We start from the raw sequence: 25,165 nt of genomic DNA on the forward strand, positions 1-25,165 counted from the left end.
CTCTGCCTTGCTGTTCGCCGCGATCATGCATCAGGCCGCAGCCGACACGAAGCTAGCCTCATTGCTTCTGATCACCGGCCGGGAAGGCGGCCATATCCATCCACATCGCGCCCCAGATGTGGCCGTCCGGGTCCGCCATGTCCCGGCCGTACATGAAGCCGTGGTCCTGAACCGGATTGATGTCGCCCGTTCCGCCGTTCACGGCCGCGGCTGTGTTCATCGCGTCGACTGCCTCGCGGCTGTCGCAGCTGAGCGCAAGCGACACTTCGCTCGACGTTGGCGGCGGGATCGGGCGGGTGGTGAAGCTGCGCCACTTCGCATGGGTGAGCAGCATGACGTGGATCGCCTCGCTCCAGACCATGCAGGCAGCGGTATCGTCCGTGAACTGCGGGTTGTTCACGAAGCCGAGGGACTTGTAGAAGCTCATCGATGCACCGAGGTCGGTGACGGGCAGGTTCACGAAAATCATCTTGGTCATGGTGCTTCTCCTGTGGGTTATTGGTGGCAACCAATTGGGTTGTCTTATGTACGACGAACCACCCGCAGGGATTTCGACAGGCGCGGAGCAATTATTTTCGTTCTGCCGCCACGAACCGCTCGATGCCATCAAGAAGCCGTGCGGTCAAGGCCGTGCCGTCGATGGGCAGACGGTATATTCGGCCGTGATTGAAGACAGCGACGGCTTTCCCCGAGCCCCTGAACCGAAGGCGCAAGCGTTTCATGCAACTGACCATCAAGCATTGCACGCGCTACCAGTACGCGCGGGCGATCATGCTGCAGCCGCATCGGCTCATCATCACCCCGCGTGACAGCGGCGAACTGTTCACGGTGCGGCGTTCCCTGGACTGTGTGCCGCCCGCCGATATCGCGTGGAGCGCGGACGTATTCGGCAATCTGATCGCCACGGCGACCTTTGCCGAGCCGACCCGCGAACTGACCATCACCAGCGAAGCCGTGGTCGAGCACACGGCGCCGGAATGGCCGATCTTCGCGATCTCGCCGGATGCCCACAGCTATCCGTTCGCATATTCCCTAGACGATGTTGTCGATCTGGGTGCGCTTGCCCAGCCGGACTGGCTGACGCCTGATCCACAGCGGGTCGGCGCCTGGGCGCGTGGCTTCGTGTCGGCCCTTCAGACCGACAGCCTGTCCCTGCTCAAGGACCTCAACGCCGGCGTGCTGGGCGACGTTCGCTACCGCGTGCGTGATGAAGAAGGGACGCAGTCGCCAGCCAGCACGCTGGAACTGGGCAGCGGATCCTGCCGCGACATCGCCGCGCTTTTCATCGAAGCGGCGCGCCACCTGGGATTCGGCGCCCGCGCGGTGTCGGGCTATCTCTTCGATCCGGATCAGAAGGACGAAGACGCAGGCTCCACGCACGCGTGGGCGGAAGTGTATTTGCCCGGCGCCGGCTGGATTGCTTTTGATCCGTCGAATCAACGAGTCGGCGGCAGTCAGCTCGTTCCTGTCGCGTTCGCCCGCTTCAACCGACAGATCATGCCGGTGACCGGCGGCTATATCGGCACGCCGGAAGACTTCGAGCAGATGGATGTCTCCGTCAGCGTGAGGGCCAGCGCGCTTTCGATCTAGACGGAGACATGAATCCGTCATTCCCAAGCAGGCGGGAACCCCGTTCACAGGCTTCCAGCGTGGCGCTAGCGTCAAAACTGGATCCCCGCCTGCGCGGGGATGACGAATGTGTGGGTCAGCAGTCGAACGAAAAACGCTCTGGCACGCGATAGCGTCCGTCCACCCGATCAAGCAGACACCTAACCGCGCACCGTCGCCTCGATCTTCGCGACATCGATCTTCCGCATCTCCATCATCGCCGCGAACGCGCGCTGCGCCACATCGCCGCCCTTGGCCATCGCCTCGGTCAGCACGCGCGGGGTGATCTGCCACGACAGCCCCCATTTGTCCTTGCACCAGCCGCAGGCGCTTTCCATCCCGCCATTGCCGACGATCGCGTTCCAGTAGCGATCGGTTTCAGCCTGGTCGTCGGTGGCGATCTGAAACGAGAACGCCTCGGATTGCTGGAACGCGGTCCCGCCATTGAGGCCCATGCACGCCACGCCGCAAACCGTGAACTCGACGGTCAGCACCTGGCCCGCCTTGCCGCCTGGAAAGTCGGACGGCGCCCGGTGCACTGCAGTCACGGTGCTGTCGGGAAACGTCCTGGCATAGAAGCCTGCGGCCGCTTCCGCGTCATGCTCGTACCACAGGCAGATGGTGTTCTTGGGCATCGTCAATCCTCCTGGTTGTAGCGAGCCTTCGGGGAGGCAAGCTTGGGGCATCAGATCCAGGGTTGCTGTAGCTGCTCCGCCGCGAGCACCTGCTGCACGGCAGGGCGCTCCAGCATTCGCCGCAGATAAGGGCCGAGGTGAGGATAGTCGCGGGCCGGTCTGCTTGCCGGCCCGGTGAAGCCGCGCGTCCAGCGAGACAGCGTGAAGACGAAAGGATCGAGCGCACTATAGATCGGCCCCAGTATCCAGGGCCCTGCGTGAGCGGCCAGCAACTGGTCAAGCTGTTCGAGCATCGAGCCGATGCGCAGCTGCGTGTGGAAACGCACCTGCGCCGCGCCCGCCTCATTGCCCTGGTCCACGTAGCGGTGGGGATAGAAGTACAGGATGAGATTGGCCTGCAACGTGTTGGTCAGCCACATCAGCCACTTGTAGAACTGCGCCCGCTCGGGTGACGCCAGCGGCGGGCTGAGGCCCGCCTGCGGATGCGTATCCACCAGATGCAGCAGGATCGCGGCGGTCTCGTAAAGCACCAGATCACCATCCTGCAACACCGGCAGCAGGCCATTGGGATTGAGCCGCAAGTACGCCGCCGACTTGTGGGCATCCGCCGCGCGATCCACCAGCACCAACTCGAAAGCGGTGCCCAGCTCCCGCAGCAGGATGTGAGGCGCCATGCTGGCGGTGCTGGGGTAGTAGTGCAGTTGAAGCATCTGGGGTCTCGAGTGGGGTAGGGACAATCGGCGGTGTGATTATCGCCGTCAGCTTTCAGCTCGACGCGGCCGCTGGCGGACGAAGGCTACGAGCCGTAGATCGCTTGCGACGGAAAAGCCGCCAGCGCATCCCGCCTTCGGCAATACTGCGGACTCCCTGCGTGGCGGGATACGTGGCCATAAAGCCGGCCGCTTTCCCGCCCTCGGGGTTAAAAAGCTCACCGGGCTTTGAAAAATGGGTAGCCAGGGCGACATACCTTTAATATCGGCGACAGCACAATAGAATGCGCCGGCTGCTGAGGATGCCGTAGCTGGCGTTCGCGAAGACGGTTGGCGCGGACTGGCACGGACCACGTAGGCAACAAGGAGCGGCCGTCTACAAATGAATTTCAATGTTCTTGTGGACTACGACAATGTCCATGACCAAGATCGACGAATGGGGCTCGGCCACGTCATTTCAAAGATCACAGCGGTAATTTCTCCGCAGCTACCTCCGGCTGTTACACGCCTTGCCTTTCGGCTTTACGGTGGATGGTTCGAGGATACAAAAGTCTCACGGTCCGCCCAGAAATTGGGCGCCGACATCACGGCATACCCCTCCACTGCAAACATTAACGGTCAACCGGGCGTAGTTCAGGTCGAATTCGCTCGAGCTCTGCTCGCGAATCCTCGAAGCGACCTGACCCATACTTTCAGGCCGAAGGGACAGGCCCCCAGGCTTACATGTGAGGCGACTCCCTACCGAAAGTGCTCTTCCGCGACCGCCTGTCCAATTAGTCACATTGCAAACTTTATCAATTTAGAGCGGTGCAATAGCTCAGGCTGTTCAGTAACTCCAGTCGATATCCTTAATAAGCAAGAGCAGAAACTGGTCGACACGATGATCGTTTCGGACATCTCCTACTTGGCTACGCAAGCGACGAGTCCCGCTATAGCAGTCGTTTCTGCAGACTATGATATTTGGCCTGGCATAGTGAACGCTCTCGCCTTCGGAACATCGGTTCTGCATGTTCATCCGAAGCCTAATTATGGAATTCGCAAAAATAGATATGCCGTCCCGTCGCGCGCTGCTTATTTCCCGCTTAGCTTTTGAGAGCTTATGAATATTCAGACATTTTCAAGAATACTGCGCGCATTTGCCGACACGCCCACGGATATTGACCTATCGAGGGGGCGCCTTTATGTCCAAGTTCGGGACGAGGTGATTGAAGCTGAACTATCTGAACGAGGCGGCGAATTATTTGTCACTGAAAATGGAGATCGAACCTCCGCTGGAAAATGGGTAGTTTCCAGAATTGCCAGACTGCCAATACTGGCCGAGAAAATTGCAAATAGTGTTGAAGTGCCGAGCACATTCGTTGCCCCCGCCGGCAAAGTGCTTGATCAATTTGAGAGGTCACAATCAGTCGACGAGAGAGCATGCGGGAATGTAATCGATGAACTTCGATCTTCGCTAGACCAACGACTGGCGGGATTCACGTCTGCAACCTATCTGACATCCGACGCTGGAGAGGGAAAAACAACAACTATTAATTCTCTCGCTCGCGCGCAAGCAAAAGCATTCAAAGAAAAAACAACTGACTGGCTTTTGGTCCCAATCCCTCTGGGCGGAAAGGCATTTTTGCATTTCGATGACGTGGTCGTTGCTGCATTGGTTAACAGGTATCGTTTTCCATTTTACTACTACGAAGCATTCATTGAGCTCGTTCGCCTCGGCGTTCTTGTCCCTGCTTTCGACGGCTTTGAAGAAATGTTCATTGAAACTGCTTCTGGCGAGGCAGTTTCGGCGCTCGGGTCGATGCTGAATGCGCTGGAGTCAGAGGGAAGTATCGTAATTGCCGCACGTAAAGCATACTTCGAGTATCAAAGCTTCCGAACGCAAGCAAAGCTGTTCGACTCGATCGGAAAAATTGAGGTTGCATTCAGTAGAATTTCACTGGATCGATGGAGGCAGAAACAGTTTCTTGAGCTGGCGAATAGTTGGGGAATTCATGACGCAAATGCCCTTTACGAAGCTCTTGCTCAGAGATTGGGCAAGGATCATCCTCTGCTTACTCGCGCTGTTCTCGCCTCGAGATTAATCGAGGAAGCTATTCAAGCAGAAAGTGTCGATCACTTAATTCAGCGGTTAGGAAATTCACCGCAAGATTATTTTTATTCTTTTGTAACTGCCATTGTTGAACGTGAGGCTAAGGAGAAATGGACGGATAAATCCGGCGAGCCATTCAAGCCGCTACTTTCAGTAGAAGAGCATCATGAGTTGCTATCGATGGTCTCGGCGGAGATGTGGAATTCCGGTGTGGAATCACTGCGAGCCGATGTACTAGACGTTGTTAGTGAAATATTTTGTGACCGTCGGGGAGCGGCCGTCACTCGCCAAGTGAAGGAGCGACTCAAGCAGCACGCTTTGATCACCGTTAGCCAAGCGCACCGCGGTCAATACGCCTTCGATCACGAGGACTTCAGGAAATTTTACTTGGGTGAAAGTCTGGGTAGCGCTATGGTTCGCCTCCGCTCGATTGATGTTCATTCAATTTTGAAGGCTGGTTCGCTTTCGGCAATCACGGTGGAACAAGCATGCTTACTCGTGGCTCGGAACCAAGGTGACATCGTCGCGGTTCTTAAGCTCGTTCAGAATCTGGCATCGGGCGATCTGCTGCTGTCTTACGTTCGTGAAAACGCAGGGGCAATTGCGATGTACCTGATTTCGGCGCACGATCTGCAGCATGTCACTGTTGCTAAGATGACGTTGGTAAGCTCGGCACTAGCGTCTCGCCAGCTAAAAAATATTTCCTTTGAAGACTGCTACTTTCAACCAACGAGCACTTCCGGTTCGAGGCTCCAGAATTGCACGTTTTTTCGCTGCGAGTTTGAGAGACTGGAGCTCGGTCCTGAGATCCAATCGGCCACGATGGTCGACTGTCAAGTCCCGAATGTGGTTTTACTAGAAGAAGACCGTCAGCTTTTCAGTCCAGCTGAGATCTCCTACGCTCTACAGGATATTGGGTTTTCGATTAGCGAGCAGAACCAACAGTCCTTGCAGTTTCAATCGATCGTATCGAACGTGCACAATGACGATATCGAGCTCCTGCAACGTGCACTTCGAATATTCCTGCGATCGACTCAGATCAACGAAGGCACGATAAGGGTCCGCTTGGGTACTCGCTCAAATGACTTCTTCGACAACTTATTACCGCGATTGCTGGCTCACGGAGTGATGGAGGAAGTCCTATACCGAGGAAATGGAGTGCAACGGCGATTCAAGGTGAGCGTCCGCATGGAGAATATTCAGTACGCTTTAAATCACTGCGGTAACAACCTCGAAAAATTTTTTGAGGAAGTTAAATTCGATTAACTGTCGATAACGTTTGTGGCGAAAGATCGCACGGACGCGATCTTACGCGACGCCGCGAACGAGTAAGCGGCAGGATCTCGGCTTTACCGTCAACCACAAGGCTGTGGACTTGTTGCGTGACGTGATCCTCAACGTTGCTGCCCGTCACTTAAGGGTTCGCAAGGCTTGCGAACCGGAGCGCCCCATGTGCCGAAACATCCGCCCCCTACACAACTTTGAGCCGCCGGCGACGGAGGACGAAGTGCGTGCCGCGGCGCTGCAATTCGTCCGCAAGCTCAGCGGCTACAACACGCCGTCGAAGATCAATGAAGTGGCGTTTGGGCGCGCCGTCGACGAGATCAGCGCAGCGGCAGCGCGGCTGATCGATTCGTTGGTGACTCTCAGCCCGCCGAAGAATCGCGATGTGGAACGCGAGAAGACGGCGCTGCTGTCGGCGCAGCGCTTCGGTACACGATGAGGCGACTGTGGCGGGCCTTGTGCAGCCTTGGTCTGCTGGCGCTTGCGGCCTGTAGCGGCACGCCTGAACTGCCGGAAGGACCGACGCTCAGCCCGACCCAGGCCCGCGCGCTGATCGAACGATTGCTGCCGGAGCGCATCGCTGATCGGAGCGGCTGGGCTGTCGATATCTACGCAAGCTTCGCGGCAATGGAACTGGCGCCGACGCCGTCGAACGTCTGTTCGGTGATCGCGGTCGCCGAGCAGGAATCGGGTTTTCAGGTCGATCCGGCGGTGCCCGGTCTCGCGGCCATCGCCTGGAAGGAGATCGACACTCGGGCTGCCGCGCACAGCCTGCCGAAGCTGGTGGTGCATACCGCGCTGCGGGTGAACTCGCCGGATGGCCGCAGCTATGCCGAGCGCATCGATGCTGCGAAGACCGAGCGCGAGCTGAGCGAGATCTTCGATGACCTGATCGGCTCGCTGCCGCTGGGCCGCACGTTCTTTGCCGATCGCAACCCTGTGCGTACTGGCGGACCGATGCAGGTCAGCATCGCTTATGCGGAGCAGCAGGCTGAGCGACGGCCGTATCCGTATCCAGTCGATCAGTCGCTTCGCCGCGAAGTGTTCACGCGGCGCGGCGGGCTGTATTTCGGCATTGCCCATTTGCTCGACTATCCGGCCAGCTATCAGGACCCGATCTATCGCTTCGCCGATTTCAACGCCGGCCATTACGCCAGCCGCAACGCGGCGTTCCAGAGCGCGCTGAGTCTGTTGTCCGGCATTCCGCTGGCGCTCGATGGCGATCTGCTGCGCATCGGTGGCGAGGACGACAAGCCGGGCCAGACCGAACTGGCGGCGCGGGTGCTGGCCAAGCGTCTGGACATGAGCAACGGCGATATCCGCGACGATCTGCAGCGCGGTGATGACGCGAAGTTCGAGCGCAGCACGCTCTACGAACAGGTGTTCGAACGTGCCGAGCAGGCCGAAGGCCGGCCGCTGCCGCGCGCCGTGTTGCCGCAGATCCAGCTCAAGAGCCCGAAGATCACTCGCAAGCTGACCACCGACTGGTTCGCCAAGCGGGTGGACGAGCGCTACAAGCGCTGCCTGCTGCGAGCGCCGTGATTGGCTCGCGCCAAGTGTTCGATGTTCAGCCGAGCAGCAGCCAGAGCCAGACCGGCAGCACCGCGAAGTAGAGCAGGGTGGTCGCCACCAGCACCGAGGCGAGCAGTTCAGTATCCAGCCCGTAGCGTTCGGACAGCATCACCGTCGCCATCATCGTCGGCATGCCGGCCAGCAGGATGATCGAGACCGACAACTCGCTGCGGCCGAGGAACGGCAGGCACAGCGCGGCGACCAGCGCCGGCATCAGCACCAGCTTGAGCAGGCAGGCCACGGCGAGCAGGCCGGGGCGCTTGCGCAGCGCTGCAGGCGACAGCGACATGCCGATGGTCAGCAGCATCGCCGGCACCGCGGCCTGGCCGAGCAGTTCGGCGGTACGGTCGATGACGATGGGGTTCGGCAGCCCGAGCAGGTTCACCGCGAAGCCGGCGGCGAAGGCCCAGACCGGCGGCAGGCGCGAGAAGCTGCGGAGGAAGGTCGCGAGGCTGAAGCCGTCGCCGCCACCCTCGACCTTGCCCCAGGCGCTGGCCAGGCCGGCGCCGAAGCTCCAGAACAGCATCGAGACGCCGAGGATGTCGGCATAGACGGCGAAGCGCGCCGCTTCGTCGCCGTACAAGGGCTGCAGCACCGACAGACCGATCGACAGGATGTTGCCGAACGAGCAGGCAATGATCAGCGCGCCGAGCTGCCGCCGCGCGAGTTGTTGAAACAGGCCGCTGCGCGCGAACACCAGCCAGGCCAGCGCGGCGGCGATCAGCAGACCCACCCAGGTGTACAGCGGCACCCAGAAGAAATCCGCGCCGAACCGCGCGTGGCTGACCACGTGATAGGCCAGCCCCGGATAGAACGCGTACATCACCAGCAGGTTGATCGCACGGCGCGCCTGCAGCGCATCGAGGCCACCCGGCGCGGTGAGCTTCCACAGATAACCGAAGGCGATCAGCAGGGCGATGGGGGCAAGACTTTCGCCCAGCGAAATCAGCAGGTGTTCGGACATTTCGGAACGTCGGGAATCAGGCGGGCTGCTGCGGGGCAGCCGAAACGCAGTTGGATGGGAAGAGATGATGCAGCAGTTGACTGGTCTGGAGCGGCAAGCTGGTCCGCCCTCATTGATCAAGCCCGGCCCGGCACTGCAAGCTCGGCATCCGTGATCGATCGCCTTCGTTCACGGACATCACAAGAACGATAAATGCCGGGGAGAACGTCATGCACGAGACCATCAGCGCGCGCTTCGATTTCGCAGCTCACCATGCCGATGTGCTCGGCAGCCGCATGCACTACATCGATACCGGCCCGGCCGGCGATGAAGTGGTGCTGTTCCTGCACGGCAATCCCACCTCGTCCTATCTCTGGCGCAACATCATTCCGCACGTGGCGCCGCAGGCACGCTGCATCGCCCCCGATCTGATCGGCTTCGGCAAGTCCGACAAGCCCGATATCGCTTACCGCTTCGAGGACCATGTTCGCTACATCGATGCCTTCATCGAGACGCTGGGGCTGAAGCGACTGACCCTGGTGCTGCACGACTGGGGTTCGGCGATCGGCCTGAACTGGGCGCGGCGCCATACCGATCGCGTCAAGGGCGTCGCGCTGATGGAGTTCATCGCGCCGGTGAAGTCATGGTCGGACTGGCCGGAGAATCTGCAGCCGGTGTTCCAGGCATTCCGCACGCCGGGCAGCGGCGAAGAGATGGTCATCGAGCAGAATTTCTTCATCGAGAAAGTGCTGCCGGGCGCCGTGGTGCGCGGGCTGACGGAAGAGGAGATGAGCCACTACCGCGCGCCGTTCCACGACAAGGCCACACGCAAGCCGATGCTGGTGTTCCCGAACCAGTTGCCGATTGCCGGGCAGCCTGCCGATGTCGTCGCCGCCACCGAGGCCTACATGGCCTGGCTGACCGAGACCGAGGTGCCGAAGCTGCTGTTCTGGGGCACGCCGGGCGTGCTGGTCACGCCGGCACTTGCGGCGCGCTATGCCGAAACCTTCCCCAGGCTGCGCAGCGTCGATATCGGGCCGGCGCTGCACTACGTCCAGGAAGACCATCCGCATTTGATCGGCAAGACCATCGCGGCGTGGATGGGCGAACAACGGGCGAGCATCCAGTCCGCATAGGGCAGCGAAGGGCTTGGGGTCGAGTGCGAAAGGTATGCTGGCCCGCACTCCCTGACGTTCGAACCTCCGATGCGCAATCTGGACTTCACTTCCTGGCAGTCACTGATCTCGACCTTGCTGGGGCTGGCGGTCATCACCCTGATCGGGGTCGGCATCCGCATCATGGTGATGCAGACGATCCAGCAGCGCCGCGAGCGGGAAAACCGGCAGATCAACGAGCGCCTGCGCATCCTGATCGCCGCCTACAAGACGCTGGGCGGCTCGTTCACCGGCGAGCTGATGGTCGATCCGTTTCATCTGCGCGACCTGAAACGCCGCAGCGAGGAAAGCGGCGAGGCCGAGCTGCCAGCCCCGAGTGAACGGGCCCGGCGCATGCGCGATGCCGTCGAGGCGGCGCTGTCGGACATCGTGCTGCTCGGTACCGAAGAGCAGGTCGCCCTGGCGGCGCAAGCCGCCAGCGAACTGGTCGCGGGCCGACGCATCGAAACGGCGGCCTTGGTCGTTTCACTGCGCAACTTCATTCGTGGCGTGCTGGACCTCGAACCGGTCGCGGCGAGCGTGTCCATCCCCAAGCAGGGTCCTTCGCGTCCCGGCGCCGGCTCGAAGGACAAGGGCGAGAAAGGCAAGGACGACGCGCGTGGCGGCAAAGGCGGCGGGGGCGGCAATGACGGAATGGGCGCTGGTGCCGGTGTCGGCCTCGGCGCCGGTCTGGGGATCGGTGCGCAGGGCTTGTCGAACGACGACCATGATCCTGGCCGCTAGGTCTTCGATCGAGCGCATGGCACTCGCCCTTTGCCCATGACGTTACTCGACAGCCTGCACAACTTCGTCGATGCGCTGCCGTCGCCGGTGCGTGCAGCGCTGGATGCGGTCAGCATCAGCCGCAGCTTGCCGGCGGAGAGCCGCCTGCTTCGCGCCGGCACTTTGCCGAAAGAGGTTTTCCAGATCATCGACGGGCGCGTGAAGTACAGCGCCTGGGACCACCTCGGCCGGGAGACCGTGCTGACCTACATGACGCGTGGCGATTGGATGGGGCTGTCCGAGATGTTCACCGAGCTGCCGTCGGCCTGGAACGTCGTGGCGCAGTCGCCGGTCATCGTGCGGGTGATCAAGCGCCATGACTTTCTTCGATTGATCGACGAGCATCCGGAGCTGTCGCGGCAGCTGCTGAAGATGTTTGCGCTGCGCTTCAGCCTGCATCGTCTGTTCGGGCTCGATCACAGCGCACTGTCCTTGAAGGAGCGGCTGGTCAAGATGCTGTACTTCCTGTCCTTCAGCTACGAGAAGGAGGCTGCGGACGATCAGGCCGTGTTCATGAAGCTGTCGCAGGAAGAGCTGGGCAAGATCGTCGGTGCCTCGCGCCAGAAGCTCAACCCGGCGCTGAAGTCGCTGGAGCGGGAACAGATGCTGGACGTGCACATCGGCGGCGTCAGCCTGCGCAGCCGCACGGCCATCGTCCAGCGCTATGGCCATCTTCTGCATGCTGTCGAGCCGCCATCCCGCTGATGCGTTGCTGTCACTTCGGTGACAGCGCAACGCAGCACTGGCCTGACAAACTCCGCGCACGCTGCTGGTGGCCATCATGGTCCTGGCCCGATTACCAGAAGGCTCGTTCAAGAGCCGAAGACCCCGAGGAGAATGCCCATGCCCGTCATCACGAAATCCTTCGCCGACTTTCCGAAGGAGCACGCCTTCCGCCACCCGATGAAGCCGGGTGGGCGAGAGTCGCTGGCCCACATGCTGATGTTCCCGGAGCACGGCATCGCCGGCTTCATCTATCCCACCGTGCTCGCCGATGGTCATGCCAAGGGCAGGGCGACCCTGTTCGGGCCGGGGCTGAAGGAGCCGATCCACGAGCAGATCGACGAAGAAGTGGCGGCCACGCTGAACTTCGACAACTGGACTTCCGGCCCGCTGCGGATGGCGGTGATCGAGCCGCATCAGCGGGTCGATCTCGCCTGGGATGGCGAGCGCATCAAGTTCGATGGCCACTTCGAAGCGTTGCATCCGCCGTATGCCTTCAGCTCGCATCCGGACGGCAACCCGCCGTATTACGGCGACGATCGCACCGAGCAGCATGGCCGCCTGAAGGCGACGCTCGAAGTGGACGGCCGCAAGATGAAGGGCGACGGCTACCTGATCCGCGATCACTCCTGGGGGCCGCGCATCTGGGGCCTGAACCAGCACTACAAGTGGTTCCACGCCACCACCGAGCGCTGCTCGATCCACTTCTTCGAAATGCTGTCCTTCGGCCGCCGCCAGGTCCGCGGCTTCCTGCATCAGGACGGCGTGATGCGCCATCTGACCGACGTCAGCTACGACTTCACCTACGACGATCAGATGATGCAGAAGACCTTCCAGGCCACGGTCACCGATACCGATGGCCGCAAGCTGCGGGTCGACTGCAAGGCCTTCGCCAACATCCAGCTCGAATTCGATCCGATGGTCTATCTCAACGAGGCCGCGCTGACGCTTGAGATCGACGGCCAGACCGGCACCGGCTGGTGCGAGTTCTGCTGGAACCGCAACTACTACACGTTCGCGCGCGACTACGTGAAGCAGTACGGCTGAACCTAGCCTCAGCGCGGGCTGGACGCGCCGCCGTCGGAGAGTTGCAGCCGGCGGATCGCAAGCTGGGCGGACGGACGATCGTGCACGCCCAGCTTTTCGTAGACGTTGCGGGTATGCCATTTCGCCGTTTCCGGCGAGATGCGCAAGGTCTGGGCGATGCGCTTGGTCGACAGGCCACGGCCGACCAGGAACAGGATTTCCCGCTCGCGCGTGGTGAAGCCCGGGTCCTGGCCGCTCAGGGTCGCGTCGGTCCAGCCGCTGCCGGGCACGATCATTCGCGAGCCTGAAGGCGCCGCCGGAATGCTGGTGGTGCCGGCCGCCTTGAGGCGATCGAGATAGGCGTGCAACGGTGCCGGAACGGCGCGCCGCAGCTCGGCGGATTCGAGCAGCGTGAGATCGCCGATCTGATCGACGATGCTGCGGATCAAGCCCAGCGGCGCGCTGCGCTGCACGACATCGGCCAGTGCTTCGATCGCATTGGCCTTGTCACCAGCAGCCCAGCGAACAACTGCCAGCAAGGTGTCGACGGTGACCTTGACTCTCGTCCATGGCAGCTCGGCAAGCGCCAGCGACAAGGCTTCCGCTTCCCGCAACGCAGTGGTGACATCCTGGCGGCCGATCAGCACCCGAATCTGCGAGACGCGGCTCAGGTAGTTGATCACGCCTTGCGGCGTATCCAGCAGGCCGGCTTCATCGTGGCGCAGTGCGTCCAACCTTCCGCACAGCTCGGCAAGCTCATGGCTTCTGCCGTCGCGCAACGCGATCTGGATCTTCGCAGCCAGCGCGTGGGCGACGATGCGGGGCAGGTGGCTTTCCTCGCCGACGCGCAGCACATCGTCGAGCAGTTCGCTGGCTTCGGCCCCGGCGTTGCGCAGACGCAGGCAGTGCGCCAGCGCGACCCCGGCAGCACTGACACTGCCCGGCGTCGAATACTTCACCCGCAGATGGCTGCGGCCACTGGCCAGGGCCAAGACCTCGTCTATGCGATCGGCTTCATGAAGGATTTCCAGCAGCGGGCCGAGCGCGACGACGACCACCATAGAGCGCCGGCCGCGCAGATCCTCGGCCAGTTTCACGGCGCGGCGGAAGATCGCTTCGGCGGCATCGATCTGCCCTTCGGCGGCATAGCACTCACCGGAAACGATCGAGGCATAGGCATGGACCAGCAGGCCCTGGCCCTGCATCTCGAGGCAGGCCATCCGATACAGCAGCTGGCGGGCTTCGTCGAAACGCCCTTGGCTGAACAGGCACCAGGCCTGGACGCTGGCGCAGCCGGCGCGAACGATGGCGCTTTCCTCGCGCACCGCGGCCGGCACCGCTTCGACGGCGGCCAGCGCCGCATCCGGGTGATCCGAGATCGCCTGGCTGAATGCCGTCGCCGTCATTACTTCAACGTTGAACACCGGATTGCTGCGCGTGGCGGCCAGCAGGCGCGCCGAAGCCAGCACGTCCGACGCGGCATCGGTCTCGTGCATGGTCACCCGCGCCCAGACTTCGGTGAGCTGCAGGCCGGGATGCTGATCGAGATGCTCGGGATGCAGGCGTGCCAGCCAGGCCAGGCAGCGATCCGGGAAACCTTCCATGGCGATGTTGCGGCCTTCGGTTTCCAGTAGCGCACTGGCCTGCACGAGCTCGCCGCTGTCGATCAGGTAGTCGATCGCCAGCGCCGCGTTGCCGTGAGTGCGATACCACTCCGCCAGCCGCCGGCAGATGCTGGCGTAACGGCTGCGGTGCTCGGACTCCATCCGCGCCCGCAGCGCATGACGGACGGCGGGGTGGGCGACATAGCCGCCCTTGCTCAATGCCCGCACCAGCGGATTGCGTCGCGAGATCGCTTCGAGATCGGGGCGGGCGGCCTCGTCATCGGCGACCACGAAGTTCATCAGCGCCTGATCGACCTGAGGCGCCAGCGCCAGCACTTCCACTGCCAGCCGATCGAGCGCTGGCAGCTCGCCGATGATCTCTTCGGCGATGTAGGCGGACAGCTCGCGCCGCGGCATCTGGCCGTCACGCAGCAGCGTTTCCAGCGAGGCTCCCCGACCAAGGTTGGAGACCAGCACGCTGAGCAGACCGGGCCAGCCCTGGGTCTGCTCGAAGACTTCGTTGAGCGCCGCAGCGCCGAGCGACTCGCCCGATTCGCGGATCAGGAACTCGGTCATCTCGGCAAAGCAGAAGGCCAGCTCCGCAGGTTCGATCAGCATCAGCCGGCGCTGCGCGAACAGCGATGCCAGACGCAGGCCCGGGTTGGAGCGCCCGGCCATCACGATCCGCGTCATCGGCGGCAGGTGCTGGAGCAGCTGATCGATCAGCGCCAGATTGTCCGGGTGCCGGATGCAGTGCAGATCGTCGATCAGCAGGGTCAGCGGGGTGTCGAGCAGCGCCAGCGCGTTGACCACGGCGGCGACGAAGTCATCACCGTGGCTGGCCCTGAAACGCACGCCGACTCGGGACAGTGCTTCGCCGAGGTAGAGGGCGAAGCGCTCCGGCGTGTCGGCATCCTTGCCCAGGCTCAGCCATGCGAGCTTGCCCGGCCGGGCGCCGAGTTCTGTGTGCAGGCTGCGCAACAGGCTGGTCTTGGCGTAGCCGGCCGGCGCGAACACCGCGACGATCTGCCCCGGTGCTTCCAGACACTTCAGCGCCCAGTCGCCGAAGCCACTGCGCTTCAGACCGAGCGTCGGCAAGGTCGGTGGCGTCAGGCGGCTTTGCAGGATGCGATCCGGCACGGGGCGGCTACTCGAAGGCTTCGATCGGGCGCTGATTATCCACAAATGGGCTGTCCAACCTGCTTTCGGCGGCCAACCCACCCATCAGGCCACCCCGGGTGGGGGGCGCTGTCCGAATGCACACGGCTAATAATCTCGCTACCCATAAGACCCGGTGGCGGCCGCTTGCATGGTCAGTCACCTTGCTGGAGGAGCCGCAATGAAAGTCCGCGAGATCGACATCGATTTCAGCCAGGCGAAACTGCACTGGACGCCGGAAGACCCCGAGTTCGCGCAGTTCTGGAATGGCACGTCCACCTTCCTGCCTTACCTCGAACCCTTCCTCAACCGGACCGTCCGCGCCGGCATCGACATGCTGCCACCGGAGATGACCGAGCTGCGCGAGGATTGCCGCATCTTCATCGCCCAGGAAGGCCGGCACTACAAGAATCACGCGAAGCTCAACGCCTTCCTGCGCGCCTCCGGCTACCCCGGACTGGCCGCGCGCGAAGCGAAGATGAAAGCGGACTACGAGCGCTTCGAGAAGGAAAAGGGCCACAAGTACTGCATGGGCTACGCCGAAGGCTTCGAGACGCTCGGCCCGATCATCGCCAGCTTCTTTCTGGAAGGGGCCCGCGAACTGGACAAGGCCACGGTCGACGATCCCACCGCCGATCTCTGGCGCTGGCATCTGGCCGAAGAGTACGAGCACCGCCATGTCGCCAACTACCAGTTCCATGCCATCTACAACAGCTACTGGTACCGGCTCTGGGGCATCTGCTACTCGGCCCCGCACATGCTCGGCTACATGATCGGCACCGGCCTGTACATGATCAACGAGGACCGCAAGTCCGGACGGATCAAGGATCCCTGGCGCAGCCGTCTGCGCTTCGCCGGAATGATGGGACGGCTGTTTGCGTACATCGTCCCCCGGGTGATCACCAGCCTGCACCCGAAGTACGACCCCAAGGATCTGCCGGAACCGAAGCGCTGCATGGCCGTGCTCGAACATGCCGAAACGCGCTGGGCCAGAAAGCCGGCATCGGCTGCTGCGCCGGCTGCAGTGTGATCCTGCTGCAACTCGAATCCCTGATCGCTGTATCGACCCTCGAACCAAGCTCCCCATGACTCAGAACATCAAGCACGGCCTGTTCATCATCCTCGGCATCGCCGCGCTGCTGCTGACCTGGCCGCATGCCTTCGACTGGATGCGCAACGGTGGCAACATCCTCAATCCGGTCCAGTTCTTCGGCGATGCCATCAACGCTGGCGGCACCGCCGCGTTCCTGAGCATCGACATGGCCATCGCCTGGCTGGTGTTCATGATCTGGGTGGTGTTCGATGCCAAGCGCATCGGCATGGGTACCAAGTGGGGCTGGTTCTTCGTCGCGATGTCCTACATCGGCGTATCGCTGACCTTCCCGATCTATCTGGTGGTGCGCGAGCGCTATCTGGATTCGAAGGCTCGGACTGCCGGCTGAAGGCCGCAACCACATAAAGCCGTCATCCCCGCGAAGGCGGGGATTCAGTTCTGAAGCGGGGCGCTACGGCACAAACTAGATGCCAGCCTTCGCGGGCACGACGGTTTGCGACTAAAGCCGCGCCAGCGCCTCGAAGCTGTTCAGGTCGCGCACCTGAGCCGCAGTACGCTCGATCCACAGCTTCCACATCTGATCGCCACGCGGCGTGCGCTTGACCGCGCCCAGACCGAAGACGCCGATCTGCAGGCCGTGGATCGCATGGACCCGGTAATCGTCCCAGCAGCGGGCAGCGTCATAGCCGCTTACGCCGTTGGCGACCAGGGCCTGGTGGTAGTGGGCGACCAGGTCGCGTTCATGGGCACGGCGTAGCTCGGTGGTCATGCTGGTGCCCAGCCAGTAGGCCACGTCGATGGTGCCGCGGCCGAAGCCCAGGCCCTGCCAGTCGAGCACCACCACCGGGCTGCCGCCGCCCTTGGCATCGAACAGCACGTTGTCGGCGCGCAGATCGCTGTGCCACAGGCATTGCGGATCGCTGAACACGCGCTTCCAGGCATCGGCGTGGTCGATCAGCTGTGCGGCTTCGCGGAGATCGCTTTCGGGCACCAGATCGCCGCAGAGGTCGGGGAAGGTCTTGACGATCTGGGCGAAGTTGTCGGTGGCGTGCGTGAAGATGCCGATCGGCCCCTTCAGCCAGTCCAGCGCCGCCAGCCGGCTGTCGTGCCAGGTGGCGGCATGCAGCGCGGCGGCTTGTTCGAGGACGCGCGCGGATTCGTCGGCACTGCAGCCGAGCAGCTGATCGACTTGCCGCGCCGGCGCCAGATCTTCCATCAGCAGCACGAAGTCGGTGACGTTGGCCGCCAGTGCCGCGTGCACGGCGGTGGGAATCGACATCGACAGCTGCGGCGCCAGCTCGGTGTAGAAACCGATCTCGCTGCGGTAATAGCCAGAGCGGCTGCCGAACTCGCGGCTGGTGGGATCCTTGGACGCGAACTTGCCGACCAGCGTGGCCGGGCCTGCTCCCGGCGCGTCGTAGCTCAACGTGAACCGGTAGGAATCTCCGAGCTGGCCGGTGCCGCAGGTCGCCCGTTGCACGTCGACAACTTTCGCGGTCTCGTTCAAACGCCCGTTCGCGATCAGCACCGCAGTTAACCACTCGGGCGTGATCTGCTCGACCGGCACGACGGGCTCGAAAGCTGTCTTCATGTTCCTAAGTCCTGACTCAGCGGAGCCGGGACTATGCCCACTTGCTCATCGGCTGACCAGACTTCAGGACGCTGCGCGCTTCGCAGGTTTTGCTGCGGGCGCGCTCATCCGTTCACGCTGCGGCCAGCACGCCCGGAGACGAGGCGATGTAGCGGAGCGCCTGCTCGGTGGAAGCCTCGTGCACCGGGTGGTAGCCGGGCTTGAGGAAGCGCAGCGCCTGACGTGCAAACCAGCTGACCTCGGGCACGTTGCCGCGATCGGCACTGCGCTGCCAGGTGCGCCAGAAACGCAGGCTGAACGGGTTGGCATCGGCGGCAACGAAGCTGGGATCCTGCTCCATCAGACGTGCCGTGCCGACCGTGATGCGCTGAACCAGCAACGGCATGATCAGACCCATGATCAGCGCGCGCATCGGCCAGCGGCCGCCCAGGTGACGATACAGATCAAAGGCCACGGAGCGGTGTTCGATCTCCTCGGCACCGTGCCAGCGGAACAGATCGGCAACCACGGGATCGACGCCGCTTTCCTCCCAGCTCTTCGCTTCGATCACGAAAGTGCCGAGCGCCGCGGTGAAATGCTCGATTGCCGCGACCATGCCGATGCGCGTCACCAGCCACTGGCGTTCCAGCCGCTTCGGCAGCTGGCGCCCGAAGGGGCGGGACTCGAGCACGCGCGTGAACAGGAGCACGTTGGTGCGCTCGAAAGCGCCACCGCTGATGCCGATGCGCTTGAGATAGCCATTGATGGCATCGTGATGCGCGCGGCTGTGCACCGCTTCCTGCTTGATGAACTCCTGCACGTCGGCGCGTAGCTGCGGGTCGTTCACCAACGGCAGCGCTTCGCGGAACAGGCGACAGAAGAAGCGCTCGCCCTCGACCAGCAGGTAGCTGAACTCGTTGATCGCGTGGCTGGTGAAAGGATCGTCGCGCAGCCAGTGCAGCGGTGCGTTCTCCCAGTCGAACTTCACCTTGCGCGAGACGATGGCGGAGCGTGTGGTAGCGGACATGGTTCAGGCTTCCTCGACAGACGTCACGAATTCGGAGACCGCGGCGGCGAACGCCTGCGGATGGGACAGCGGCGCCCAGTGACCGGCGTCGATCACGGTGCGGCGCAGGTTCGGTGTCCAGTCCGCCACGCATTCGAACAGGCGCGCCGGCACGAAGGGATCGCGCTGCATCACCAGCAATTGCACCGGCACTTCGGTGCGACGCGGCTGGGGACGCCGCAGACGCTGCAGCACGTTGGCGCGATACAGGCCGAGGCCGTGCTGGCCGTCGGCCGTTTGCGTGGGCCGCGCTTCGGTCTGGATGCCGTCGATCCGGGCCAGCAGGCGTGGCCAGTTGCGGCCCACCAGCAGCTTCCAGGCGAGCTCCGGCAGCAGCGGCAGCTGGAACACCATGATGTAGGCCGAGCCCAGTATCTGGCTGCCGCATTCGAGCAGATTCCGCGGCGTCGGCTTGCCCAAGCGTTTCTGAAACCACAGACCGGCATGATCCAGCGACGGCGCGGCAGTGCTGTAGGAAGCGATGCGGCCCGCAAGCTGCTCGGACAACAGCGCCTCCCAGGCCTGCAGCGCGCCCCAATCGTGGCCGACCAGATGCAGCGGCGCATGCGGGCTGACGGCGTCCGCAACGGCCGCGAGATCATTGACCAGGTACTTCAAGGCGTAAGCCTCGGTGCCGCGCGGCGCGGACGAACGGCCGGCGCCCCGCACGTCATAGGCGACGACGAAGAAGCGCTTCGCAAGCTGCTCCGCGACGGCGGTCCATACCTCGGCACTATCGGGATAGCCGTGCACCAGCAGCAGGGTGGGACGCGCTTGCCGCGCAGTCGGCTGCCGGCCCCAGGTATAGATCGCGAGCTGAACGCCATCGGAGTCCACGTAGCGGGCCGGTTGCAGCGTGTCTGCTGCGCGGCCTTCGGCCGGCAAGGCCGCGTCGGCGGCGAGGGCGGATTGAGTCATGCGGTGCTTGCTCCGATCAGGAATTGACGCTGCCACTGAATAAACATACCTTGCCATCAATTGATGGCGCAATCAGCCTAAGTTCCCAAATAGAACCTTGTCAAGCTAGACTGCCTCGCAATGGGCAATCCCTTGATCGGAATACGGAAATGAAGTGGCGCGAACTGGACGGCAGCGCCTGCTCGGTGGCTCGCAGCTTGGCCATCGTCGGCGACCGCTGGACCATCTTGATCCTGCGCAATGCCTTCCTGCGCACGCGCCGCTTCGACGATTTCCAGGCTCAGCTCGGCATCACCCGGCACCTGCTGGCAGGCCGGCTGGCCAAGCTGGTCAAGCTCGGCGTGATGAGCAAGGTCGCCTATCAGGAGCGGCCACCGCGCTACGAATACCGGCTCACCGAGATGGGCCGCGACTGGTATTCGGTACAACTCGCGCTGGTGGCCTGGGGCGACCGCTGGCTGGCCGGGGAGGCGGGCGCACCGCTGGAGTTCGTGCACCAGAAGTGCGGCCACAAGTTCCGGCCGGTCACCGTCTGCTCCGAATGCCGGGAGCCGCTCGACGTGCGCGAGATCTCGCCGATCATCGGCCCCGGGTTGCGGCCGCCGAAGCGCGTGCCGGGCTGAAGTTGGCCTCAGGCCTCGGCTTCGGCCAGACGCCGAACGTTGAGCCGCGCCGCGGCCTGATCGACCACAGTTTCCGACATCATCGTCGAACTGATCTGCCGCGCCGTCGCCAGGGTCGCTGCATCAGCCAGTTCGGGACGCCCAGTGCCGAATGGCGGCTCCGGCGCGTACTCAACGATCAGTTCGATCAGGCGTCCGGCGGGTTCGCCACCCCACTCGGCCGCCAGGCGCAGCGCGAAGTCCATGCCTGCGGTCACGCCACCGCCACTCGCACGGTTGCGATCGATGACCACGCGGGCGTCGTCCGGAATCGCGCCGAATTTGCTTAACCACGCTTTGGGGTACCAATGGCAAGCCGATCGGTAACCCTGGAGCAAGCCGGCGGCGCCGACCAGCAGCGATCCGGTGCAGACGCTGGTCACCCACTGGGCCCGCGCGCCGAGCCTCGCGATGAGATCCAGCATCTCCTGATCCTTCAAGGCGTCGAAAGTCGGCTGACCGCCACCGGGCACGAACAGCACGTCCGGCGCCGGTGATGCGTCCTGATAGCTGTGCGTGGCGATGAACTCGAGCCCGGTATCCGTGGCGATCGGGCCTTTGGCCGCGGCAATGAATTCGAACTGCACACCCGGCACGAACTGCCAGACGGTGATCGGCGCGATCATGTCGAGCGAAGTGAATCCCGGATGAAGGACACAGGCGATTTTCATGAGGCGCTCCAGTGGTTGGACCCGTAGCTTTCCTCCAGCGGCAGATCGGTACAAGGACGAATATCCGGTGATTCCGGTCACCGAGAGGACGTCCGGAATCGTCGCCGCTAAGCTCGGAAAGTACGCTCCAGCCTCGTTCGCCCATGACGCCTCGTTCTCCACTCACCATCGGCTTCTTCCTCACGGCCGATTTCGTCCTGCTGGACTTGAGCGGCGCGCTGGAGCCGTTCTATCTCGCCAACGTCGTCGACGGCGAGCGATACCGCCTGCGCGTGCTTTCCAATGCCGGCGGACTGATCAGAAGCTGCGAAGGGGTATTGCTCGACAGCGAACCCGTGACGCTCGATGGTCTCGACACCCTGTTCGTGATCGGCGGCGAACGCGCGGCGCTGTATGACATCCCGCAGGAGCAGGCCGCCGTGGTTCGCGAGGCTTCAGGCCAGATCCGACGCGTGGCCAGCGTCTGCGTCGGCGCCTTCATCCTCGCCGCTGCCGGCCTGCTCGACGGACGACGCGCGACAACGCACTGGCGATACGCAGCGGATCTCCAGGTGCGCTATCCGCGGGTAAGAGTCGACGGCGATCGGATCTTCATCCGCGACGGTGACGTCTGGACTTCGGCAGGCATCAGTGCAGGTATCGACTTGGCGCTGGCCTTGATCGAAGAAGACCTCGGCAGGGACGTGGCCGCATCCGTCGCGCGGCATCTGGTGGTCTCGCATCGCCGGGCCGGCGGCCAACTGCAGTATTCATCCTCCCTGCAACTCGACCCCGATTCGGACCGCATTCGCCGCGTGCTGTCCTTCGTGCGCGAACACCTCGATCAACCTCTGCCCGTCGAAAAGCTGGCCGAGATCGCCAACCTGAGCGTCAGACAGTTCGGCCGCGCCTTCTCGCGCGCCACCGGCACGACACCGGCCAAGGTGGTCGAACGGCTTCGAGTCGAAGCAGCCAAGCCCAGAGTCGAAGACGGCCGCGAATCCCTGGACGCGATCGCCCGCTCGGTAGGATTTGCAGATGCCGACCGCATGCGACACGGCTTTCGTCGCGTGCTTGGGCAGACGCCACGAACCCTGCGCCGGGATGCCTTGGTATCCGTCGCGACGGATGCCGATGACTGACAGCAGGCGCTACTGCGATCCGCTTCGGCTTGTCGCTTCCCGGGCTTTTCGAGGACCGCTCCAGTCAAGCGACTGGGCCCGCTCAGACAATCCACCGCACGAGCCAATCGCTACGCTCACTCGCATCCTTCCTCAGCTCGCGAGCAAGTTTCCATGGAACAGCAAGCATCCCTCTACACGCGACTCGGTGGTTACGACGCCATCTACCAGTTCGCAGCCGCCGCGCTCAGGAAAGCGATGGAGCATCCCGTGATCGGGCATATCTGGGATCACATGTCCGAATCCACGTTCTTCAAGGAGCACATCAATTTCGTTGATTTCCTGTCCGCGCAGTGGGGCGGCAATGTCATGTATCGGGGCAGGGACATGGTCACCGCGCATCGAGGCATGGGCCTCAACGAGGAACACTGGAAGGCGATGTTCGATTGCCTCGAACAGTGCTACGAAGAGTTCGCCTTGCCTCAGGATCTCCGCGTCGAGATCAATGCGACGTTCGAGAAGTTCAAACCGATGGTCGTCGGCAGCCCTTCCTACAGAGACGTGGTGCGCGCACACCCGGAGTTGGATATCACCAAGGGCATGGGCAGTGTCGGTGTGATCTGGCCAAGTCGGCCGAACTCATCCTCGACCAAACCGGGCCACTTGTCGGACGACTAGGTCGTGACGCGGGCTGGGAACGAACTGCGTCCTGAAACATGGGCGCGCGGCCGAGCCGCTGCGGAAAGGCGAACGCCTTCTCCTGCGCTACGGGCTGTAGCTCGCGATGATCGCCGCCGTTGCTGAAACTCCGTTGTCCCAGGCCATTGGCGTGTTCAGCACTTCGATGGTCCGGATGGGCGCATCAGCCGGCACATTGACGACATAGGCATTGAAGCTGTCGCCGTCATTCGGATTGCTCGCCTCCGGATCGAAATCGCCGCGGCTGGGATGTCCGCCCGCCGGATAGTCGAAGTTGCGGAACGCGCCCTGCAACAGCACGCGCCGAATCGTGCCGTTGGTGTAACGGACTCGCAGCGTGTAATCGCAGCCGGAATTGCTGCAATACCAACGACCCTCGCCGGAGCCGTTGTAGGGCGATCGGTAGTGGCGGACCACGATGCGCTGCTCGGGATCTTCGGGATCGATGGTGCGGATCAGATTGCCGGTGAATGCGAGCGGCGGATAGATCTGCGTCGCGCCAGTCGTGCCGGGCCGGCTGATGGTGAGCGCGATGGCATAGACCGGTACGTCACGCGCGATCGGCAGGCCGCCGTCGAAGCCGTACTGCGCGTTGTCCGTGGTGGCAGGGGTGACGTTCACCCAGCGGCGATCGATGCCGTCCCACCGCTTGTAGCCGCCTGCGAAACTGGTGTCCCGGACCACGTAACCGCCGTTGTACGCATGGGCGCCGCTGGCATCCGCCGTGGTCCGACCTTCGAAGTGTCGCTGCATGACGGCGGTGCTGTAATCGGAGAATGTCGCGAAGCGATAGCCATTGGCCTGATCGCCCGATCCGCTCTGCATCGGGTCCTGCTTCACGCAGCGGCGCAGCGCATCGATGGCGCGCGGATGGCCGGCGTAGTCGTCGCTCACACAGCCCGCGTACGTCTCGGCGGTGACCGGAAGGAACGGCGGGAGGAACTCGCGCCGGCTCGCGTCGTAACCCCAGGCCGAGCCATCGAGGCTGCCCCATTCGTAGGGGTACTCGCCGTCATCGAAGGCCTCGCCCGCATGCGGCAAGCCCATGGCGTGGCCCTGTTCGTGGATGAAGATGCCGCGATAGACATCGTCACCGGCGCCGGTATCGCCACCGATCGATCCCAGACCGCCTCCCGAACTGCGGTACTGCCCGGCAGCATTCCGGGCAATCAGCGGCGCGTAGTACTGGAACGCCTGCGGCGAATCGCCGTTCGCGGCCATCATCTTGCCGAGCAGGTTAAGTACGGCACCCAGCTGAGCGAAGCCCTGTGCTGCAGGCGCGTCGGTGTTGGAGACGACTGTGGCCGACGCCGTGCCGCTGGGCGGAATCACCAGCTTCGGCCAGATCACCCGCTGGGCAGGATGGGTATCCACCATCAGCGCCGCCACCGGCCATTTTTCGAATATCTCGTTCACGGTGGCGGCATCCGGCTTGGCGGTCTGCGCGAATGGCCGATCGCTGTCATCTGCCCCGAACAGATAGAACGGTAGTACCCGCACGGTCACGGGCATATCGGCTCCAACCGTCACGCTGCGGTAGGCACTCGGGGTGTAATTGCTCGCGGTGATCCGCAGTTGAAGTCCAGGCTGCAGCCACTCGCCGGGCAAGGTCCCGGTTAAACGGTCATTGCTGTAGGCGGGGCCAGCGGCTTCGGTCGGCGGGAGCCGACTCGTTGAATCGAGCGCGATCTCGCCAAGCTTGCTGCCGCCAAGCCAGCCTTCGATTGCCGGTGCGCGTGCATCGGCCTGAGCAATGCCGACCAGCACCAGCGTCCGGCGCCGGCCGACAAACTCGAGCGTCTCGTTGACCGGCTCGCCGTCCGTGTTGCTCATCGACCACGTCTTTCCAGCTTCCGGCAATACGTGGGTCTGCCCCAGTTCCAGCGCGCTGAAGGTCAGCGGCGTGAACGCGGGCGCGGGCGGCGCGGCTTCATCGGAATCGCTTTCGGCACCGCCGCCCCCACAGGCTGAACACACCAGGCAACAGGCGATCAGCAAAGTCGCATTGAGAGTCGATTTCATCAGTCGTATTGGGTGGCTTGGTTCGACGCGACATTCGAATCAATTCCCCGACCTGGATCAGGCGGTATCCGGCGAATGGTTCCCTCAGCCGCCTGAACGGAAGCCCCGTTCGCT

Annotated in this window: 23 protein-coding genes; 13 read left to right on the forward strand and 10 right to left on the reverse strand. The window is 63.0% G+C overall.

What is annotated here, in order from left to right; genetic code table 11:
- Positions 1 to 58: 58 nt before the first annotated feature.
- The gene (locus G513_RS0106210) at positions 59 to 478 is read right to left on the reverse strand and encodes a VOC family protein (RefSeq protein ID WP_022975961.1); all 420 of its coding nucleotides are present in this window, start codon (positions 476 to 478) and stop codon (positions 59 to 61) included.
- Between the two features lie 242 nt (positions 479 to 720).
- On the opposite strand from G513_RS0106210, the gene G513_RS0106215 reads away from it, so the two are divergent.
- Complete coding sequence (locus tag G513_RS0106215) at positions 721 to 1,590, forward strand: transglutaminase family protein (RefSeq protein ID WP_022975962.1); 870 nt, start codon at positions 721 to 723, stop codon at positions 1,588 to 1,590.
- 179 nt (positions 1,591 to 1,769) lie between these two features.
- Here G513_RS0106215 and G513_RS0106220 read toward each other — a convergent pair whose 3' ends face one another.
- On the reverse strand, positions 1,770 to 2,243 hold the full coding sequence (locus G513_RS0106220; RefSeq protein WP_022975963.1) for a VOC family protein: 474 nt from the start codon (positions 2,241 to 2,243) through the stop codon (positions 1,770 to 1,772).
- A gap of 50 nt (positions 2,244 to 2,293) precedes the next feature.
- The gene (locus G513_RS0106225) at positions 2,294 to 2,953 is read right to left on the reverse strand and encodes a glutathione S-transferase family protein (protein ID WP_028475208.1); all 660 of its coding nucleotides are present in this window, start codon (positions 2,951 to 2,953) and stop codon (positions 2,294 to 2,296) included.
- A gap of 1,099 nt (positions 2,954 to 4,052) precedes the next feature.
- Between G513_RS0106225 and G513_RS0106235 the strand changes: the two genes are divergently transcribed.
- From G513_RS0106235 to G513_RS0106245, 3 genes are all read left to right on the forward strand, one after another.
- Entirely contained in the window at positions 4,053 to 6,308 is a 2,256-nt protein-coding gene (locus tag G513_RS0106235) for an NACHT domain-containing protein (RefSeq protein WP_156891425.1), read from the forward strand.
- A 184-nt stretch (positions 6,309 to 6,492) separates the two neighbouring features.
- A complete protein-coding gene (locus G513_RS0106240) occupies positions 6,493 to 6,765 on the forward strand; it encodes a DUF2277 domain-containing protein (protein WP_022975966.1) in 273 nt (90 codons plus the stop codon).
- Positions 6,762 to 7,868, forward strand: a complete 1,107-nt coding sequence (locus G513_RS0106245; protein ID WP_033417148.1) for a DUF1615 domain-containing protein — start codon at positions 6,762 to 6,764, stop codon at positions 7,866 to 7,868. Before G513_RS0106240 ends, G513_RS0106245 begins: the two co-directional genes overlap by 4 nt.
- A 25-nt stretch (positions 7,869 to 7,893) precedes the next feature.
- On the opposite strand, the gene G513_RS0106250 is transcribed toward G513_RS0106245, so the two are convergent.
- Positions 7,894 to 8,862: an AEC family transporter gene (locus G513_RS0106250; protein ID WP_022975968.1), complete on the reverse strand. Its 969-nt coding sequence runs from the start codon at positions 8,860 to 8,862 to the stop codon at positions 7,894 to 7,896.
- A gap of 209 nt (positions 8,863 to 9,071) precedes the next feature.
- Between G513_RS0106250 and G513_RS0106255 the strand changes: the two genes are divergently transcribed.
- The 4 genes from G513_RS0106255 to G513_RS0106270 all read left to right on the forward strand — a co-directional run bounded on the left by G513_RS0106255 (position 9,072) and on the right by G513_RS0106270 (position 12,548).
- Positions 9,072 to 9,977, forward strand: a complete 906-nt coding sequence (locus G513_RS0106255) for a haloalkane dehalogenase (RefSeq protein WP_022975969.1) — start codon at positions 9,072 to 9,074, stop codon at positions 9,975 to 9,977.
- A gap of 69 nt (positions 9,978 to 10,046) precedes the next feature.
- A complete protein-coding gene (locus tag G513_RS21685; RefSeq protein ID WP_022975970.1) occupies positions 10,047 to 10,739 on the forward strand; it encodes a hypothetical protein in 693 nt (230 codons plus the stop codon).
- Positions 10,740 to 10,775: 36 nt separating this feature from the next.
- Positions 10,776 to 11,483, forward strand: coding sequence for a Crp/Fnr family transcriptional regulator (locus G513_RS0106265; RefSeq protein WP_022975971.1), 708 nt, complete (start codon positions 10,776 to 10,778; stop codon positions 11,481 to 11,483).
- Positions 11,484 to 11,621: 138 nt separating this feature from the next.
- Positions 11,622 to 12,548, forward strand: coding sequence for a DUF7064 domain-containing protein (locus G513_RS0106270; protein WP_022975972.1), 927 nt, complete (start codon positions 11,622 to 11,624; stop codon positions 12,546 to 12,548).
- Between the two features lie 8 nt (positions 12,549 to 12,556).
- On the opposite strand, the gene G513_RS0106275 is transcribed toward G513_RS0106270, so the two are convergent.
- Positions 12,557 to 15,271 (reverse strand): LuxR C-terminal-related transcriptional regulator, encoded by a 2,715-nt coding sequence (locus G513_RS0106275; protein ID WP_022975973.1) that lies wholly within the window; start codon positions 15,269 to 15,271, stop codon positions 12,557 to 12,559.
- Between the two features lie 199 nt (positions 15,272 to 15,470).
- Between G513_RS0106275 and G513_RS0106280 the strand changes: the two genes are divergently transcribed.
- A complete protein-coding gene (locus G513_RS0106280) occupies positions 15,471 to 16,319 on the forward strand; it encodes a metal-dependent hydrolase (protein ID WP_022975974.1) in 849 nt (282 codons plus the stop codon).
- 55 nt (positions 16,320 to 16,374) lie between these two features.
- Complete coding sequence (locus tag G513_RS0106285) at positions 16,375 to 16,731, forward strand: DUF2834 domain-containing protein (protein ID WP_022975975.1); 357 nt, start codon at positions 16,375 to 16,377, stop codon at positions 16,729 to 16,731.
- Between the two features lie 111 nt (positions 16,732 to 16,842).
- On the opposite strand, the gene G513_RS0106290 is transcribed toward G513_RS0106285, so the two are convergent.
- From G513_RS0106290 to G513_RS0106300, 3 genes are all read right to left on the reverse strand, one after another.
- A complete protein-coding gene (locus G513_RS0106290; RefSeq protein ID WP_022975976.1) occupies positions 16,843 to 17,934 on the reverse strand; it encodes a phosphotransferase in 1,092 nt (363 codons plus the stop codon).
- Between the two features lie 112 nt (positions 17,935 to 18,046).
- Positions 18,047 to 18,940 carry a metal-dependent hydrolase gene (locus tag G513_RS0106295; protein WP_028475211.1) on the reverse strand — a complete coding sequence of 298 codons (894 nt, stop codon included), beginning with the start codon at positions 18,938 to 18,940 and terminating at the stop codon, positions 18,047 to 18,049.
- Positions 18,941 to 18,943: 3 nt separating this feature from the next.
- Positions 18,944 to 19,897 (reverse strand): alpha/beta fold hydrolase, encoded by a 954-nt coding sequence (locus G513_RS0106300; protein ID WP_022975977.1) that lies wholly within the window; start codon positions 19,895 to 19,897, stop codon positions 18,944 to 18,946.
- A gap of 149 nt (positions 19,898 to 20,046) precedes the next feature.
- Between G513_RS0106300 and G513_RS0106305 the strand changes: the two genes are divergently transcribed.
- Positions 20,047 to 20,520 carry a winged helix-turn-helix transcriptional regulator gene (locus G513_RS0106305; RefSeq protein ID WP_022975978.1) on the forward strand — a complete coding sequence of 158 codons (474 nt, stop codon included), beginning with the start codon at positions 20,047 to 20,049 and terminating at the stop codon, positions 20,518 to 20,520.
- A gap of 8 nt (positions 20,521 to 20,528) precedes the next feature.
- Here G513_RS0106305 and G513_RS0106310 read toward each other — a convergent pair whose 3' ends face one another.
- Positions 20,529 to 21,230, reverse strand: a complete 702-nt coding sequence (locus G513_RS0106310) for a DJ-1/PfpI family protein (RefSeq protein WP_033417149.1) — start codon at positions 21,228 to 21,230, stop codon at positions 20,529 to 20,531.
- A gap of 143 nt (positions 21,231 to 21,373) precedes the next feature.
- Between G513_RS0106310 and G513_RS0106315 the strand changes: the two genes are divergently transcribed.
- Together G513_RS0106315 and G513_RS0106320 are read left to right on the forward strand one after the other, a co-directional pair.
- Positions 21,374 to 22,351: a GlxA family transcriptional regulator gene (locus G513_RS0106315; RefSeq protein WP_022975980.1), complete on the forward strand. Its 978-nt coding sequence runs from the start codon at positions 21,374 to 21,376 to the stop codon at positions 22,349 to 22,351.
- A 153-nt stretch (positions 22,352 to 22,504) separates the two neighbouring features.
- Positions 22,505 to 23,008 (forward strand): group I truncated hemoglobin, encoded by a 504-nt coding sequence (locus G513_RS0106320; RefSeq protein WP_022975981.1) that lies wholly within the window; start codon positions 22,505 to 22,507, stop codon positions 23,006 to 23,008.
- A gap of 87 nt (positions 23,009 to 23,095) precedes the next feature.
- Here the strand turns inward: G513_RS0106320 and G513_RS0106325 are convergent, their stop codons facing one another.
- Complete coding sequence (locus tag G513_RS0106325; RefSeq protein WP_022975982.1) at positions 23,096 to 25,051, reverse strand: M66 family metalloprotease; 1,956 nt, start codon at positions 25,049 to 25,051, stop codon at positions 23,096 to 23,098.
- Positions 25,052 to 25,165 lie beyond the last annotated feature (114 nt).

Source organism: Nevskia ramosa DSM 11499 (assembly GCF_000420645.1).
Taxonomy (GTDB): domain Bacteria; phylum Pseudomonadota; class Gammaproteobacteria; order Nevskiales; family Nevskiaceae; genus Nevskia; species Nevskia ramosa.